Origin of the sequence: Nocardioides sp. QY071 (genome assembly GCF_029961765.1) — a bacterium.
Taxonomy (GTDB): domain Bacteria; phylum Actinomycetota; class Actinomycetes; order Propionibacteriales; family Nocardioidaceae; genus Nocardioides.
On the sequence record NZ_CP124681.1, the window covers coordinates 326,947 to 342,109 of the forward strand.

Genomic DNA, 15,163 nt, shown 5'->3' on the forward strand with positions numbered 1-15,163 from the left:
TCCGTGTCTCTCGGGCAGCTGGGGGGTTGGTCGGTCCGGTGGGCAGCGCCGCGCTCCTCGTCGTCGCCCCTGTCCGGTAGAACAGAGGGTGTGTCCACGTACTCCGGCCCCGGTGACCCGGGCGCGCCCGCGGCCGTCGGGGCCCGGATCGGGCGGTTCCGGATCCTCGAGCAGCTCGGCCAGGGCGGCATGGGTGTCGTCTACCGGGCGATGGAGGAGAACCTCGGCCGCGAGGTGGCGCTGAAGGTCATCGCGCCGCTCTTCGCTCACGACCCCGAGTTCCGCGAGCGGTTCACCCGCGAGGCACGGGCGCAGGCGTCGCTCGAGTCGGCCCACGTGGTGGCGGTCTACGCCCACGGGGAGGAGGACGGGTACCTCTACATCGCCAGCCAGCTGATCCCCGGCGGCGACCTCGGACAGATGATCCGCAGCCAGGGCGTGCCGTCGCTGGTGGAGGCGCTCGAGATCATCGAGCAGGTCACCAGCGGGCTCGCCGACGCCCATGACGCGGGGCTGGTGCACCGCGACATCAAGCCCGGCAACGTGCTGGTACGCCGCCGGCCCGGCTCGGTGCGCGCCTACCTCGCCGACTTCGGCATCGCGCGCCGGATGAACGCCGACGCGACCCGCTTCAGCTCGTCGACGGCAGGTACGCCGTCCTACATGGCACCCGAGCTGCACGGAGGCGCGCGGGCCAGCGCGGTCAGCGACCTCTACGCCCTGGGCTGCCTGCTGTGGGTGACCCTGACCGGGCGGCCGCCGTACCGCGGGGACTCGGAGTACCAGCTGATCGCCGCGCACGTGCGCGACCCGGTCCCGCAGCTGGCCGGCACCAGCCCGATGGTGAACGCCACCAACCGGATCTTGCGCACCGCAATGGCCAAGGACCCCGCCGAGCGCTACCAGCGGGCCGGCGAGATGAGCGCCGACCTCCAGGCCGCGTTGCGGCTGCCGGTGACGCCCGGCGCCGCGCAGCCCGAGGAGAGGGGCGCCACCGCGCTGCGGCCGGCGCCCCGGCCTGTCGCCCCGACCTCGCCGACCCCGCCCACGCCGGCTCCGACGCCCGCTCCGGCGACCACGATGCCGCCGCCTCCGCCGCCCGCTCCCACGCCACTGCCGTTCGCGGCTGCTGCGTCACCACCCCGGCGTACCGGCCCCGGCGTGCGGACCTGGATCCTGCTCACCGTGCTCGCCGTCCTCGTCGCGGCCGGGATCGGCGTCGCCGTGGCCCTGCTGACCCGCGACGGCGGCACCGGCGGCAGCGACGACGGCTTCCTCGACCAGCCTGCCAAGGACATCGTCCGCGCGTCGGAGAAGGACATGGCGGTCGTCGAGACCGCCCGGATTCGCGGCGAGTTCGCCGACGGCGAGGACACGGTCGAGGTCGACGTCGTCTCCACCACCCGGGGCGACTGCAAGGGCAAGCTGACCTCGACCACGTCCGGTGGCAGCGCCGACGTCCTGCACGTCGGCGACACCACCTGGCTGCGCGCGGACGCCAAGTTCTGGGACGGCGTGGTCGGCGCGGGCACGGCGGCCTTCGTGCTGCCGCTCATCGGCGACAAGTGGGTCGTCGACGACTCCATGGCCGACAGCACCGAGGCCTTCTGCGATCTCGACGAGCTGCTCGAGCGCGACGGCCGGGAGGACGCGGTCGCCAAGAACCTCGGCACCACCACGGTCGGCGGTGAGAAGGGCGTCAGGATCGAGCAGACCGAGGGCACCGAGCGGGAGGTGCTCACCATCCGGGTCGCCGAGCCGCACTACGTGCTGCGCATCGACGAGTCCGAGGTCGACCACTTCGAGTTCTCCGAGATCGACAAGGACGCGACCATCGAGGCGCCCGACCCCGACCTGATCCTCGACCTCGACAAGCTGCTGGCCAGCCTGCCGGGCGGCACGGGCTGATCCGGGCCCGCGCCCCCGGCGTACGTCAGGCGTTCTCCTTCTTGAACACCGAGGTGCCCCACCACACGGCGAGACCGAACAGCACGACCGTCCAGCCGACACCCCACAGCATCGAGGCGTCGAAGTCCCCGAAGAATGCGGCCCGGACGGCGTCGACGACGTGACGGATCGGCATGAAGTCGCTGAGCCGCTCCAGCCAGCCGGCGCCGAAGCTCATCGGGAGCAGGATGCCGCTGAGCAGCAGCACCGGCATCATCACGACGTTGATGACCGGCGCCATCACGTCCTCGCTCTTGGTGGTCAGTGCGAGGGCGTTGGACGCGGCGGCGCACGCGCCGCCGAGCATCAGGGTGAGGACGACGCCGACGACGATGCCGCCGAACGACGCGTCCATGCCCATGATCAGACCCAGCCCGACCAGGATCACGGCCTGCACGAACAGCTGGAGCAGGTCGCGGTAGAGGCGGCCGAACAGCAGCGCCGAGCGGTGGGCGGGGGTGACCCGCTCCGCCTCGATGACGCCCTCGCGCCACTCGCCGATCAGCGAGAAGCCGGCGAAGAACGCCCCGAAGATGCCGAGCTGGACGAGCATGCCGGGCACGAACCAGGTGTACTTGTTGCCGCCGAGCTGGGCGATGACCGGCTCGAGCAGTGGCCCGAACAGCAGCAGGTAGAGGACGGGCTGCAGCATGCCGATGATGACCCACGCCGGGTTGCGCAGGTTCATCCGCAGCTGGCGGTTGAAGACGATCCAGGACTCGCGGAAGAAGGTGTTCACGCCCGGGCTCCTTCGGTGGTTGCGTCGGCAGCGGTCGCGTCCTTCGCCTCGGCCGCGGCCTCGGCGTCGCGCAGCGAGCGGCCGGTGAGGGTGAGGAAGACGTCGTCGAGGGTGGGGCGCACGACCTCGATCGACTCGAGTCCGACGCCGGAGTTCTCGAGGTCGCGCAGCAGTCCGGGCACGGCCTTGCCGGCCCGGGCCACCCGGCCCCGGACGTGGTGGCCCTCGACCTCGACCTCCGCGCTGATCGAGCCGAGCTTGTCGCGCGCGACGGCGACCTGCTCGTCGGTGCTGACCTCGAGGTCGACCAGGTCGCCGGCGACGGCGGCCTTCAGGTTGTCGGCGGTGTCGCTGGCGACGATCTCGCCCTTGTCGATGATCACGATCCGGTCGGCGAGCGCGTCGGCCTCGTCGAGGTAGTGGGTCGTGAGGAACACCGTCGCGCCCTGCTGGGTCCTCAGGTCGGCGATGTGGTGCCACAGGTTGATCCGCGCCTGCGGGTCCAGGCCGGTGGTGGGCTCGTCGAGGAACACCAGCGACGGCGAGTGGATCAGGGCCATCGCGATGTCGAGGCGCCGCTTCTGCCCGCCCGACATGTTCTTCGGCATCCGCCGCCACAGCCCTTCGAGCTGCAGCTTGTCGAAGAGCTCCTGGCCCTTGGCCACGGCCGCCTTCTTCGACATCCCGTAGAGCATCCCGTGGTCGACCACCTCGTCACCGGCGTAGGCGCCGGAGAAGGTGGAGCCCACCTGGGAGCAGTAGCCGATGCTGCGTCGTACGTCGACGGCTTGGGTCGCGACGTCGAAGCCGGCCACGCTCGCCGTACCGGCCGTCGGCTTGAGCAGCGTGGTCAGCATCCGCAGCGTGGTGGTCTTGCCGGCACCGTTGGGCCCGAGGAAGCCGACGACCTCGCCCTCCGCGACGTCGAGGTCGACGCCACGCACGGCGTGGACCTCCTTCTTCTGCTTGCCCTGTCCGCTGTGGAAGGTCTGCACGAGTCCTCGTGCTTCGATCATGCCCGTCCCCTCGTAGTCAACGTTGAATAGGTGGCAAGTGTTCAAGATTGAACAAGTGGTGTCAATCGCACCGGCGCCGCTCGTGCCTCGCCACTCCCTCTCAGACCATGCCACCCACGGCGATTCATCGGCGACGGGGTTTCCGCGCGATCGCGAGGTCGGGTGCCGCTGTCCCGCACCCGCTCCAGTCGGCTCCCAGTCGATCCCCAGCGGCGCACCCCACGCTGGCCGGGACGGGTGCCACGTGTGTGTCCGTCGACGACACCAAGGAGAGACATGTCCCCCATGACTGCGCCCGCCCGGGCGCGACGTCAGCCCTCCTCGCGACGCGCGAGCGTGGCGACCACGTGCACCCGGTGGCTCGCGACGCTAGCCCTCGCCGCCGGGGCCACCCTCGCCTCCGCGCCGCAGGCCCACGCGGTGCACGCCAACTCGGCGAGCGCACTGCAGGCCTGGGGCAACAACGACTACGGCCAGACCCAGCTGCCCGCCGACCTGCGCAGCGGGCTCAAGGTCGTCGACTCGATCTCGCTCGGCGAGCACCAGGGCGTCGCGGCGACGACCGACAAGAAGCTCTACGCCTGGGGCGACAACACCCATGGCGAGGGCTCGGTGCCGGACTACCTGCAGAACCTGGGCACGATCGACGTGGCCGCCGGCGACGGCTTCAACGTCGTCCTCGGCGACGACTACAACATCCGGGTGTGGGGCAACACGCCCTACAGCCTCGACAGCGTGCCGCAGGTCATCGTCGACGGCGACGTGTCCAAGGTCGCCGCCGGCCACGACCACGCGCTCGCGCTGATGTCGACCGGCAAGGTCGCGGGCTGGGGGCGCACCGCGACTGGTGCCACCTTGCCGCCGACCTCGGTCATCCTGGGCACGATGAAGGACATCGCGGCCGGCAACGGCTTCTCGGTGGCCCTCTCGACGTCGGGGAAGGTCTATGCCTGGGGCGACAACACCTACGGCGCAGCAAAGGTGCCGTCGTCCCTCGACAACCGCAAGGTGGTCCAGATCGCCGCCGGCGAGCACCACGCCCTCGCGCTGACCGAGGACGGCGAGATCGTCGGCTGGGGCAGCAACGCCGAGGGTGCGCTCAACATCCCCGCCCTTGCGCCGGGCGACAAGTGGCTCCAGATCACCGCGGGCGACGGCTTCTCCGCCGGCACGTCGCTGCAGTCGCCGGTCGCGGGCGTGTGGGGCTCCGGGGCCACCGGGGTCCGCCAGCCGCCGGCACCGTCCGGCTCCAACGCGGTCTCGGTCGTCGCGGGCGGCGACTTCCTGGTGCAGGGCTTCCGGCGTCTCGGCGTCGCCTCCGCGCCCACGGTCACCACCCAGCCCGGCGGCGTCTTCCGGGCCGGCACCCCGATCTACGCGACGCACGCGACGTTCGGACCCGTCACCGTCACCAAGACGGGGCAGTGGCTCAAGGTGACCAACGAGGTCGTCAGCACCGTCGGCGCCGGCCTGACCTACACGCCCACCAACGCCGACATCGGCTCCACGCTGGTGTTCCGCACCAACGCGGACAGCGGCAGCTACGGCACGGCGTTCAGCGACACCCCGCAGATCCAGGTCAAGGGCCGGCTCTTCACGTCGATCTCCAAGCCTCGCATCGCCGGCAACGCGTACGTCGGCTCGACCCTCACCGCGGTCGACGTGACGACCGTGCCGGCCACCACGACGTACCGCTACGACTGGTACGCCGACGGCATCTACCGCAAGACCAGCGACGCGCGCGGCGAGTACGTCGTGCAGGGCGCCGACCGCGGCAAGCGGATCACCGTCCTGGTCTACGCCGACAAGGAGGGCTACGAGCGCATCCAGGCGGAGACCTCCGACGCCACGCCGGCGGTCTCGGACCCCCCGGAGACCCCGGGCTTCCAGGTGCAGTCGCCGCCGCGGATCACCGGCACGCCCATGGTGGGCACGACACTGACGGTCACCGCGCCGGTCGTGCTGCCGAGCCCCGGCCGCACGACGTACCAGTGGTACCGCGACGGCGTCGCGATCAGTGGGGCGACCGGAGACCGCTACGCGGCGGGGCCTGCCGATGCCGGCCGGACCCTCGACGTCGTCGCGACCCTGAGCGGCGCCGGGCGCAAGGACGCCACGAGCCGCTCGGGCTCGGTCACGGTCGCCAACGCCTCGCCCGCGATCACCTGGAAGGCCAAGCAGGTCAGCCGCTCGGGCGCCAAGGGCAAGGTGCGGGTGAGCATCTCGATCAGCGCCCCCGGCGTCCCGGCGCTCGGCGGCCAGGTCACGATCCGTGACGGCGGCAAGGTCGTCAAGACGCTCACTCTCGTGAACGGCCAGGTCTCCGGCACCGTCAAGCTCAAGCGGGGCAAGCGGAAGGTCACGGTGACCTACGACGGGACCACGGGCGTCAGCCCGGCCTCGGCGGCCACGAAGGTCCGGGTGAAGTAGGCGGTTCAGGAGGTCACGGCACCGGGGGTGCTGCCGGTCAACGCCCGAGCAGGGCCCGGTAGCGCTCCCGGTCGGCGTTCATCTGCCAGCCGGGGTCGTCGGCGGGCGGGGCCCAGGTGGACGCGTCGAGAGCGAGGCTGCCGGCCTTCAGCTGGTCGATAGTCTCGCGCAGCCACGCCAGCTCGGCCACGGCGAGGTCGAGCCACATGACGACGGTGCGCAGCGCGTGGGGCGGCGCGGCGCCGGGCTCGGGCGGGGACGCGAGCCGGGCGACGACCTCCTCGAGCGCGACCCGGCGGCGTACCAGCGAGCGCAGCGCCCGGTCCGGCGGGACCAGGGGCAGCAGGCCGAACGCCGCGCTGAACGCCTTGCGGTCGACGACGCTGACCTCCTCGAGGCCCGCGGTCACCAGCCGCTCCAGCTCGGCCCGCCCGGACGGCGTCGACTCGTAGACCGCCACCTCGCGACCGCCGTCCGCGAGGTCGTGGCGCACCAGGAAGCCCTGCTTGGTCAGCGTCGCCAGCCCGTTGTAGATCGAGCCCGGGTTGAGGTGGGCCCAGTCGTCGACGCTCCACGAGAGCAGCTCGCGGCGGATCTGGTAGCCGTTGACCGGCTCGAACAGCGCGACGGCACCCAGCAGCAGCATCCGGGTGTCGTGGGCGGCCATGCCCGGATTCTATGAGCTGGTCTCGGCCGCCTCCTGATCGTTGCCAGCGACCAATGCTCAGGCGGGTTTTGTTGTGCTCGGGGACAACGACCGCCGATGTGACCCGCGAGTAGAGTCGCGGCCATGAAGCGTGAGATCTACGACGAGGACCACGAGGCCTTCCGCGCATCCGTCAAGGAGTTCGTGGACCGCTCGGTGCTGCCCCACACGGAGGAGCACATCAAGGCCAAGGCGCTGCCGCGCGAGTTCTGGCTCGAGGCCGGCAAGCAGGGCCTCCTCGGGCTGTGCATCCCCGAGGAGTACGGCGGCTCCGACGCCGGCGACTTCCGGTTCAACGCCGTGCTCCAGGAGGAGCTGGCCAAGGTCGGCGCGGCGTACCCCACCTGTCACGGCATCCACGCCGACATCACGGCGCCGTACATCGTCGAGCTCGGCACCGAGGAGCAGAAGCAGCGCTGGCTCCCGGGCGTCGCGTCCGGCGAGATCCTGCTCGGCATCGGCATGACCGAGCCGGGCGGCGGGTCCGACCTCGCCGCGCTGAAGACCACCGCCGTACGTGACGGCGACTCGTGGATCATCAACGGCTCGAAGACCTTCATCACCAACGGCTACTCCGGCGACCTGTTCGTCACCGCGGTGCGCACCGACCCGGAGAAGGGCCCCAAGGGCATCACACTGTTCGGCATCGAGGCCACCATGGAGGGCTTCTCGCGCGGGCGCAAGCTCGACAAGGTCGGCATGGAGGAGTCCGACACCGCCGAGCTGTTCTTCGAGAACCTCCGCGTCACCGACGCCGAGATCATCGGCGAGCTCAACATGGGCTTCATCCACATGATGCAGAAGCTCCCGCAGGAGCGCCTGGGCTGCGCGGTCGCCAACATCGCGCACGCCAAGCAGATCCTGCTCGAGACCATCGACTACGCCAAGGAGCGCCAGGCCTTCGGCGCCCCGATCGGCACCTTCCAGCACAACAAGTTCCTGCTGGCCGACCTCGTCACCCGGATCGAGGCCGCCGAGGCCTACATCGACAAGTGCGTGCTCAACCACTCGCAGAAGACGCTCACCGCGATCGACGCCGCCAAGGCCAAGTGGTTCTCCTCGCAGGTCCAGTCCGAGGTGCTCGACCACTGCGTCCAGCTGCACGGCGGCTACGGCTTCATGAACGAGTACCGCGTCGCCCGTGCCTGGCGCGACGCCCGGGTCACGAAGATCTGGGCCGGCTCGAACGAGATCATGAAGGAGCTCATCGGCCGCGACCTGGGCCTCTGAGCTCCCGAGCACGGAACCCCCGGCGCGCCAGGCGCGCCGGGGGTTCCGTGCGCATCGGCCCCGGGAACCGGGTCGCGGCCCGTCCGCTCCACAGGGGATCATGGATCCATGACTGGAGCTGACACCGAGTCCGACCTCCCTGCAGAGGCGCTCGGACCCCACGACGACGAGCCTCACCAGGAGGGCATCAACAACCGGCTCAACTGGCTGCGGGCCGGCGTCCTCGGCGCCAACGACGGCATCGTCTCGACCGCCGGCATCGTGCTCGGCGTCGCCGGCGCGACGTCGGACCGGACGGCCATCCTGATCGCCGGTGTCGCGGGCCTCGCGGCGGGCGCGATGAGCATGGCGGCGGGCGAGTACGTCTCGGTCAGCACCCAGCGCGACTCCGAGGAGGCCCTGCTCGCGAAGGAGCGGCGCGAGCTTCGCGAAGACCCCGAGGAGGAACTCGCCGAGCTCGCCGGACTGTACGTCGACAAGGGCCTCGAGCCTGACCTCGCCCTCGAGGTCGCCAAGCAGCTCACCGAGAAGGACGCCTTCGCCGCGCACGCCGAGGTCGAGCTCGGCATCGACCCGAACGACCTCACGAACCCGTGGAAGGCCGCGTTCGCGTCGATGCTGTCCTTCACACTGGGCGCGCTGCTGCCGCTGCTGACGATCCTGCTGTTCGACGTCGACCTGCGGGTGCCGGTGACGGTCGCCGCAGTCGTCGTCGCGCTCGCCCTCACCGGCTGGGCGAGCGCTCGGTTCGGCTACGGCTCGCCCGCCCGTGCGGTCGTCCGCAACGTCCTCGGCGGTCTGCTCGCCATGGGAGTCACCTACGGCATCGGCCAGCTGGTCGGCACCCAGGTCTGATGCGCCTGTTCACGGCGGTGGTCCCGCCGCCCGAGGCGGTCGAGCACCTCGACGCCTTCCTCGACCCGCGCCGCGCTGCCGCGTCCTTCCGCTGGACCCGGCCCGAGCAGCTCCACGTCACCCTCGCGTTCATGGCCGAGGCCGAGGAGCGCCGCGTCGATGCGTACGTCGACCGCCTGGCCGAGTCCCTCGACGGGCTCTCGCCCGTCGAGCTGACCCTCGCCGGTGCGGTCGTGTTCCCGAACGTCGCCGAGGGCCGGGTGCTCGCGACGGGCGTGACCGGCGGCGACGAGACGCTCGCGACGGCCTCGGTCCGCGCCCGCAACGCGGCCGTGGCCTGTGGGATCGAGGTCGACGGGCAGCGCTTCCGGCCCCACCTGACCGTCGCTCGCACGGGCGGTCACCCGACCGAGATGACCAGCTGGGTGCGACTCCTGGACACCTACGAGGGTCCGGCATGGCCATGCGCGTCGGTGCACGTGATCGCCTCGCACCTCGGGGAGGGGCCGCGCCGGTCGCCGCGCTACGAGCCGCTCGCCGAGATCGTGCTGTAGGGGCGAGCGCCACCACCGAATCGTTCGATCGCACGGTTTGGGGGGTTTCGGGGGCTCCTACACCCCTCGAACCGTTCGATCGAACGGTTTGAGGGGTGTACGTCGAAGGGCCGGCCCCGCAGTGCGGAACCGGCCCTTCGACGTACGCCTGGTGTCAGCCGAGCGCCTTGACGATGTCCTCGACGCGGTCCTTCGCGTCGCCGAACAGCATCTGGCTGTTGTCGCGGAAGAACAGCGGGTTCTGCACGCCCGCGTAGCCGGCGGCCATGGAGCGCTTGAAGACGATGACGTCCTTGGCGTTCCAGACCTCGAGGACCGGCATGCCCGCGATCGGGGAGGACGGGTCCTCGGACGCGGCCGGGTTGACCGTGTCGTTGGCGCCGATGACCAGGACGACGTCCGTGTCGGGGAAGTCGTCGTTGATCTCGTCCATCTCGAGCACGATGTCGTAGGGCAGCTTGGCCTCGGCGAGCAGCACGTTCATGTGGCCCGGGAGGCGGCCCGCGACGGGGTGGATGCCGAAGCGGACGTCGACGCCCTTGGCCCGCAGCTTCGCGGTCAGGTCGGCGACGGGGTACTGCGCCTGCGCCACGGCCATGCCGTAGCCCGGGGTGATGACCACCGAGGACGCGCCGGAGAGGAGCTCGGCGACGGCGTCGGCCTGGATCTCGCGGTGCTCGCCGTAGTCCACGTCGTCGCCCGCGGGAGCGGCGATGCCGAAGCCGCCCGCGATGACGGAGATGAACGAGCGGTTCATCGCCTTGCACATGATGTAGGACAGGTACGCACCGGAGGAGCCGACGAGGGCACCGGTGACGATGAGCAGGTCGTTGCCGAGCAGGAAGCCCGACGCGGCCGCGGCCCAGCCGGAGTACGAGTTGAGCATCGACACCACGACCGGCATGTCACCGCCGCCGATCGAGGCGACCAGGTGCCAGCCCAGCGCGAGCGCCAGCAGGGTCAGCACGCCCAGCAGGATGTCGGCCGAGGTGTTGTCGTGCGTGTCGAGCGAGACGTAGATCGCGGTCAGGATCGCGAACAGCACCAGCGAGCCGACGTTGATGAGGTTCTTGCCCGGCAGCATGAGCGGGGCGGACTTCATCTTCGCCGACAGCTTCAGGTTGGCGACGATCGAGCCGGTGAAGGTGACCGCACCGATGAAGATGCCGATCGCGACCTCGGCCTCGTGGATGTTGACCAGGCTGTCGAGCGACTCGTGGGAGCCGAGGACGTGGCCGTTCCAGCCGATCGCGACGGCCGCGAGGCCGACGAACGAGTGCAGCATGGCGATGAGCTCGGGCATGCCGGTCATCTCGACGATCCTCGCGCGCCACAGGCCGACCGCACCGCCGACGGCGATCGCGGCCAGCATGGCGATGATGACCACCGCGCGGTTGTCGACGAACTCGCTGCCGTCGATCACTGCGATGACGGTCGCGATGAGGGCGACCGCCATGCCGACGATGCCGAACGTCAGGCCGTTCTTGGCCGACTCGTGCTTCGAGAGACCTGCCAGGGACAGGATGAACAGCAGCGCGGCGACGATGTACGCCGCACCGGTGATGGAGATGATGTCCATGGATCAGGCTCCCTTGCTGAACATCGAGAGCATGCGGCGCGTGACCGCGAACCCACCGAACACGTTGATCGAGGCCAGCAGGATCGCGACCAGCGACAGTCCGAGGACGAGGTTGTCGTTGCTCGGAACCTGCAGCAGTGCTCCGACGACCACGACGCCGGAGATGGCGTTGGTGACCGACATCAGCGGCGTGTGCAGCGCGTGCGCGACCTTGCCGATGACGTAGTAGCCGATCACGATCGAGAGCATCAGCACGGTGAAGTGCGTGCGCAGCTCCTGGGTCGGGGCCAGTGCGTTGATGAGCCAGAACAGGGCGATCGCGCCCAGCACCAGGCCGACCTTCGTGCCCGCCGACATCGGCGGCTTCACCGGCTTCGGCTCGGCCACAGCAGCCGGTGCGGCGGCCGGGGCGGCCGAGACCTGCACGGCCGGCGGCGGCCACGTCGACTCACCGTCGCGCACGACGGTGATGCCGCGCTGCACGACGTCGTCGAAGTCCAGGCCCAGGTTGCCGTCCTTCTCGGGGGTCAGCAGCTTGAGCAGGTTGACGATGTTGGTGCCGTACAGCTGGGACGTCTGCGCGGCCAGGCGGCCGGCGAGGTCGGTGTAGCCGAGGATCGTCACGCCGTTGTCGGTGACGACCTTCTGGTCGGCCACGGTGCCGGCGGCGTTGCCGCCGTTGGCGGCCGCCATGTCGACGATCACGGAGCCGTTGCGCATGCCCGCGACGGTCTCGGCGGTGATCAGCGACGGAGCGGGACGTCCGGGGATCAGCGCGGTCGTGATGACGATGTCGGCGGCACGCGCCTCCTCGTCGTACATCGCGGCGGTCGCGGCGACCTGGGCCTCGGACATCTCCTTGGCGTAGCCGTCGGAGGAGACCTCCTGCTCCATGTCGACGTGGACGAACTCGGCACCCATCGACTCGACCTGCTCGGCGACCTCGGGACGCACGTCGAACGCGCGCACGATCGCGCCCATCGCGGAGGCCGCACCGATCGCGGCGAGGCCGGCGACACCGGCACCCACGACGAAGACGCGGGCCGGCGGGATCTTGCCCGCGGCGGTGACCTGGCCGGTGAACATCCGGCCGAACTCGTGGGCCGACTCGACGACGGCGCGGTAGCCCGCGACGTTCGCCATCGAGGACAGCACGTCCATCGACTGCGCACGCGAGATCCGCGGCACCGCGTCCATGGCCAGCGCGGTCACGCCCTGCGCCTGCAGCTTCTCGAGCAGTTCGGGGCTGCGGCCCGGCGCCATCATCGAGATGATCGTGGCGCCCCGGCGGAGCCGGCCGATCTCCTCATCCGTGGGGGCGTTGACCTTGACGACGACGTCGGCGGCCCACACCTCCGCACGTGAGCCGACCCGCACCTTGGCGTCCTCGAGCCCCGTGAAAGCACTGTCGGGCTGGTCGGCGAGGTCGCCGGCGCCCGACTCGACGATCACGTCGTAGCCGAGGTTGGTCAGTTGGGTTACGGTCTTTGCGGTCGCCGCGACCAGGGTTTCGCCCTGTTTCGACTCGCGCGGGATGCCGATGAGCATCGAGCCTCCAGCCATTCTGTGGATACAGCGCGAGCCAAACTACACAGACCTCACCCCCTCACGGGGGCCGTCTTACGTGTGACGTACATCTAGGGGATACGGGTTGCGCTGAGCGGGACGGCGCTGGACGCGCGGCGCTCAGCCCGCGGCGATCCCGTACATCCGGTCGCCGGCGTCGCCGAGACCCGGGACGATGTAGCCCTTCTCGTTGAGCCGCTCGTCCATCGCCGCGGTCACGATCGTCACCGGGATCTCCAGGTCGCCCAGCTCCTCCTCGAGGCGCGCGCAGCCCTCGGGAGCCGCCAGCAGGCACACGGCGGTGATGTGGTCGGCGCCCCGGTCGACGAGGAAGCGGATCGCCGCGGCGAGGGTGCCGCCGGTCGCGAGCATCGGGTCGACGACGTAGCACTGCCGCCCGGACAGGTCCTCGGGCAGGCGCTCGGCGTACGTCGTGGCCTCGAGGGTCTCCTCGTTGCGGACCATGCCCAGGAAGCCCACCTCGGCGGTCGGCAGCAGCCGGACCATGCCGTCGAGCATGCCGAGGCCGGCCCGCAGGATCGGTACGACGAGCGGGCGCGGCGTCGCGAGCCGGGTGCCCGTGGTGGGCGTGACAGGAGTCTCGATCTCGGTCGGCTCGACCCGGACGTCGCGGGTGGCCTCGTAGGCCAACAGGGTGACCAGCTCGTCGGCCAGCGACCGGAAGGTCGGGGAGTCGGTGTCCTTGTTGCGGAGCACGGTCAGCTTGTGGGCGACGAGGGGGTGATCCACGACCAGGGTGCGCATGGAGGAGACCCTAGTGGCTCAAGCGCGAAACCCTCTGGCCCTGCGCCCCGTCCCGTGCCACGCTTGACGCATGACCGCTAGCGGCACGGCCATCGAATCGGTCGACTTCGCCCTCGCCGCCTACCGCGAGGAGGGTGTGTGGCAGGTGGCCGAGCTGTCGCCCGACCACGCGACCGACGTCGAGACCCTCGCCGCCGCGCTGCGCCGGTTCCCCGGTGACGGTGGCGCCGTCGGCCTGGTCGCCGTCGAGGAGGACTTCTTCGTGGTGGTCCGCGTCGCCGGCCCGCGCACCCGCGTGATGCTCTCCGACATCACCGCCGCGACGGAGTGGGAGGTCGCCGCGGTGGTGCTCGAGCACCTCGGCCTGCCGCCCGTCGAGGACGAGGACGACCCCGAGCCCGCCGGCGACCTCGAGCTGCTCAGCGACCTCGGCGTCGACGCGATGGACCTCGCCGCGATCCTCGACGACGACGAGCTGTACCCCGACGAGATGCTCTCCGAGATCGCCCGCGGCCTCGGCTTCGGCGACCTCTTCGACGACACCGTCGGCCTCACCTCGGCGTGACCACGCCTCCGAGTTCTTCTCCCCCGGCCCGCTCCGCCGAACAACTCGCCGGGGACCCCGGATGAGCGCACCGCTCGCCCGCTGGGAGGAGCCGATGCGGTCCGCCCTCGCGGAGGCGTCCGCCGCGCTCGCCACCGGCGACGTGCCGATCGGTGCGGTGGTCGTCTCACCCGAGGGCGCCGTGATCGGCACCGGCCGCAACGTCCGCGAGCGCGACGCCGACCCGACCGGCCACGCCGAGGTGGTCGCCCTGCGCGAGGCGGCCGCCGCGCGCGGCGAGTGGCGCCTCACCGGATGCACCCTGGTCGTCACCCTCGAGCCGTGCACCATGTGCGCCGGCGCCGCCGTCCTGTCCCGGGTCGACCGCGTCGTCTTCGGTGCGTACGACGACAAGGCGGGCGCGGTCGGCTCGCTGTGGGACGTCGTACGCGACCGCCGGCTCAACCACCGCCCCGAGGTGCTCGCCGGGGTGCTGGCCGAGGAGTCGGCCGCCCTGCTCGACGGCTTCTTCTCCTCCCAGCGCCGATGATTCCGGCCGTGCTCCCTGGTCGGTACCGGTCATGACCCTCGATCTCGGACCGGCCACGACCACGCTCAGCGACCTGGTGGCGTCGGTGACCGACGACCAGCTCGCCCTCCCGACCCCGTGCACGGCGTACTCCGTCGGTGACCTCGTCGAGCACGTCGGCGGCCTCGCCCTCGCCTTCGCCGAGGCAGCCCGCAAGGCGCCGTCGCCGGGGTCGGGGCAGGGCGGCAGCGGCGACGCGTCCCGGCTGGAGGACGGCTGGCGCGAGCGGATCGCGTCGGACCTCGGGCAGCTGGCGCAGGCCTGGCGCGACCCGGCGGCGTACGACGGCATGACCGCCGCCGGCGGCGTCGACCTGCCCGGCGAGGTCGCGGCCGCGGTCGCGCTCAACGAGGTCGTCGTCCACGGCTGGGACCTGGCCACCGCGCTGGGCCGGCCGTTCGCGGTCACCGAGGCAGACGTCGCGGCCTGCCTGTCCTTCGCCCGCCCGTTCTCGAGCCCGGAGACCGCGGCCGACAGGGGCACGGCGTTCGGTGCGGTGCTGCCCGTCCCGGACGGCGCGACGCCGCTCGTCGAGCTGCTCGCGCTCCTCGGCCGCCGGGGTTGACGCGCGACCGGACCGTTCGATCGAACGATTCGATCGCGGAATGGGCCGGCGAGCCTGCTCAAACCGTTCGATCGAACG

Annotated in this window: 14 protein-coding genes; 8 read left to right on the top strand and 6 right to left on the bottom strand. The window is 71.0% G+C overall.

Going from position 1 to position 15,163, the window contains the following annotated elements; translation table 11 throughout:
* Positions 1-90: 90 nt before the first annotated feature.
* On the top strand, positions 91-1,908 hold the full coding sequence (locus QI633_RS01540; RefSeq protein ID WP_282427885.1) for a serine/threonine-protein kinase: 1,818 nt from the start codon (positions 91-93) through the stop codon (positions 1,906-1,908).
* A 25-nt stretch (positions 1,909-1,933) separates the two neighbouring features.
* Here the strand turns inward: QI633_RS01540 and QI633_RS01545 are convergent, their stop codons facing one another.
* Positions 1,934-2,686, bottom strand: coding sequence for an ABC transporter permease (locus tag QI633_RS01545; protein WP_141800697.1), 753 nt, complete (start codon positions 2,684-2,686; stop codon positions 1,934-1,936).
* Positions 2,683-3,702 carry an ATP-binding cassette domain-containing protein gene (locus QI633_RS01550; RefSeq protein WP_141800696.1) on the bottom strand — a complete coding sequence of 340 codons (1,020 nt, stop codon included), beginning with the start codon at positions 3,700-3,702 and terminating at the stop codon, positions 2,683-2,685. Before QI633_RS01550 ends, QI633_RS01545 begins: the two co-directional genes overlap by 4 nt.
* Before the next feature lie 276 nt (positions 3,703-3,978).
* Between QI633_RS01550 and QI633_RS01555 the strand changes: the two genes are divergently transcribed.
* Positions 3,979-6,132 (top strand): Ig-like domain repeat protein, encoded by a 2,154-nt coding sequence (locus QI633_RS01555; RefSeq protein ID WP_141800695.1) that lies wholly within the window; start codon positions 3,979-3,981, stop codon positions 6,130-6,132.
* 37 nt (positions 6,133-6,169) lie between these two features.
* On the opposite strand, the gene QI633_RS01560 is transcribed toward QI633_RS01555, so the two are convergent.
* On the bottom strand, positions 6,170-6,799 hold the full coding sequence (locus QI633_RS01560) for a PadR family transcriptional regulator (protein WP_260806556.1): 630 nt from the start codon (positions 6,797-6,799) through the stop codon (positions 6,170-6,172).
* Between the two features lie 123 nt (positions 6,800-6,922).
* Between QI633_RS01560 and QI633_RS01565 the strand changes: the two genes are divergently transcribed.
* From QI633_RS01565 to thpR, 3 genes are all read left to right on the top strand, one after another.
* Positions 6,923-8,068, top strand: a complete 1,146-nt coding sequence (locus QI633_RS01565; protein WP_141800694.1) for an acyl-CoA dehydrogenase family protein — start codon at positions 6,923-6,925, stop codon at positions 8,066-8,068.
* A 108-nt stretch (positions 8,069-8,176) separates the two neighbouring features.
* Positions 8,177-8,923 carry a VIT family protein gene (locus tag QI633_RS01570; protein ID WP_141800693.1) on the top strand — a complete coding sequence of 249 codons (747 nt, stop codon included), beginning with the start codon at positions 8,177-8,179 and terminating at the stop codon, positions 8,921-8,923.
* The gene (gene thpR / locus QI633_RS01575) at positions 8,923-9,477 is read left to right on the top strand and encodes an RNA 2',3'-cyclic phosphodiesterase (RefSeq protein WP_141800692.1); all 555 of its coding nucleotides are present in this window, start codon (positions 8,923-8,925) and stop codon (positions 9,475-9,477) included. The genes QI633_RS01570 and thpR overlap by 1 nt, the downstream gene beginning before the upstream one ends.
* Positions 9,478-9,631: 154 nt before the next feature.
* On the opposite strand, the gene pntB is transcribed toward thpR, so the two are convergent.
* The 3 genes from pntB to upp all read right to left on the bottom strand — a co-directional run bounded on the left by pntB (position 9,632) and on the right by upp (position 13,387).
* Positions 9,632-11,056, bottom strand: a complete 1,425-nt coding sequence (pntB, locus tag QI633_RS01580) for a Re/Si-specific NAD(P)(+) transhydrogenase subunit beta (RefSeq protein WP_141800691.1) — start codon at positions 11,054-11,056, stop codon at positions 9,632-9,634.
* Positions 11,057-11,059: 3 nt separating this feature from the next.
* Entirely contained in the window at positions 11,060-12,604 is a 1,545-nt protein-coding gene (locus tag QI633_RS01585; protein WP_282427886.1) for a Re/Si-specific NAD(P)(+) transhydrogenase subunit alpha, read from the bottom strand.
* Positions 12,605-12,742: 138 nt separating this feature from the next.
* On the bottom strand, positions 12,743-13,387 hold the full coding sequence (upp, locus tag QI633_RS01590; protein WP_282427887.1) for a uracil phosphoribosyltransferase: 645 nt from the start codon (positions 13,385-13,387) through the stop codon (positions 12,743-12,745).
* A 70-nt stretch (positions 13,388-13,457) separates the two neighbouring features.
* On the opposite strand from upp, the gene QI633_RS01595 reads away from it, so the two are divergent.
* The 3 genes from QI633_RS01595 to QI633_RS01605 all read left to right on the top strand — a co-directional run bounded on the left by QI633_RS01595 (position 13,458) and on the right by QI633_RS01605 (position 15,085).
* The gene (locus QI633_RS01595) at positions 13,458-13,952 is read left to right on the top strand and encodes a tRNA adenosine deaminase-associated protein (protein WP_141800689.1); all 495 of its coding nucleotides are present in this window, start codon (positions 13,458-13,460) and stop codon (positions 13,950-13,952) included.
* 61 nt (positions 13,953-14,013) lie between these two features.
* Positions 14,014-14,481: a tRNA adenosine(34) deaminase TadA gene (gene tadA / locus QI633_RS01600; RefSeq protein ID WP_222117934.1), complete on the top strand. Its 468-nt coding sequence runs from the start codon at positions 14,014-14,016 to the stop codon at positions 14,479-14,481.
* A 31-nt stretch (positions 14,482-14,512) separates the two neighbouring features.
* Positions 14,513-15,085, top strand: coding sequence for a TIGR03086 family metal-binding protein (locus QI633_RS01605; protein WP_282427888.1), 573 nt, complete (start codon positions 14,513-14,515; stop codon positions 15,083-15,085).
* The last annotated feature ends 78 nt before the right edge of the window (positions 15,086-15,163 follow it).